This window comes from Anaerococcus sp. HMSC068A02 (genome assembly GCF_001811125.1).
Lineage (GTDB): Bacteria > Bacillota > Clostridia > Tissierellales > Peptoniphilaceae > Anaerococcus > Anaerococcus vaginalis_C.
Genome location: NZ_KV803741.1, coordinates 1 through 977 on the forward strand (window position 1 = coordinate 1; position 977 = coordinate 977).

A 977-nucleotide genomic window follows, 5' to 3' on the forward strand; every position below is an offset into this window, starting at 1 on the left:
ATTAGTTTTTAAGCCGAGAGGACTTTTTACGTCAAAGTGTAGAAGTCCTCCTTTTTTATTCTCAAAAAGCAAAACAGAGAACTTAAAAAGGAGGATAACACAATGCCTAATAAGGAATATTACCTTTATGTGAAAGGGGAAGCTATACCCATAAGTGAAGAAGTCTACAAAGCCTATTGGAAGATAACAGAGCATGAAAAATATCTTCAGAAAAAGGATTGCAAGTATGGAGTTATTCCATTTTCATCATTAGATCATGATGGACACTTTGTAGATAACATCATAGATGAAAAAATAGACTTAGAAAAAATTGTAGAAGTCAAAATGCAAATTGAAGAACTGCATAAGGCATTAGCTACACTGACAAAAGAAGAAAGAGAGTTAATGGAAGCCATCTTCTACAGAGAAGAAAGTCTTAGGTCAATCAGCAGAAAAGAGAAAGTTACACATCAGGCAATCGGACAAAGGAGGGATCAAATTTTAGAAAAACTAAGAAAGATTTTAGAAGATAAAATCTAAAAAATGATGAAAGGTTAAGTATCAAAGAAAGGTGCTTAGCCTTTCTTTGTTTGGAACACAACAATATTGAAATGGAGGAATGAAAAATGAAAGAGTTAGAAAATGTAATGAGCCAGTTGGAAAAAGAAACTAAGAAAAAAGAACAGGTAGAAAACAAAATTAAGCAACTAAGACAAAAGAAATCACAGCTAAAAAGAAAGGCGGACACGAAACGAAAAGTAGAAAAAGGAGGCGTGTTTGAGAAATTTGAAAAACAGATAACCGGAGCAGAAGAAAATACAGATAATGATTTAATCTATGCCTTTTTAGATTATGTACTTTCCGATAATCGAAATAGAGAAAAGCTAAAAGAACTTACAGAAATTCATTTAAAAGAAAAAGAAATCTCTTTAGAAGAAAATCCAAATCTTAAAGAGGAAAATGCAAATGATGATTTTGAAGAACTGACAGAGGAAGAA

The 977-nt window shown here is 31.8% G+C and carries 2 protein-coding genes; both read left to right on the forward strand.

Annotation, left to right across the window (positions count from 1 at the left end; all coding sequences use genetic code 11):
- Nucleotides 1-102: 102 nt before the first annotated feature.
- A complete protein-coding gene (locus tag HMPREF2782_RS03310; protein ID WP_002416386.1) occupies nt 103-519 on the forward strand; it encodes a sigma-70 RNA polymerase sigma factor region 4 domain-containing protein in 417 nt (138 codons plus the stop codon).
- An 86-nt stretch (nt 520-605) separates the two neighbouring features.
- The coding region (locus HMPREF2782_RS03315) for a hypothetical protein (protein ID WP_070640848.1) at nt 606-977 on the forward strand (372 nt) is incomplete at its 3' end.

Bases quoted from the DNA above. Each gene is read 5' to 3' on its own strand.
- HMPREF2782_RS03310 (WP_002416386.1), top strand. From the start codon at position 103: ATGCCTAATAAGGAATATTACCTTTATGTGAAAGGGGAAGCTATACCC.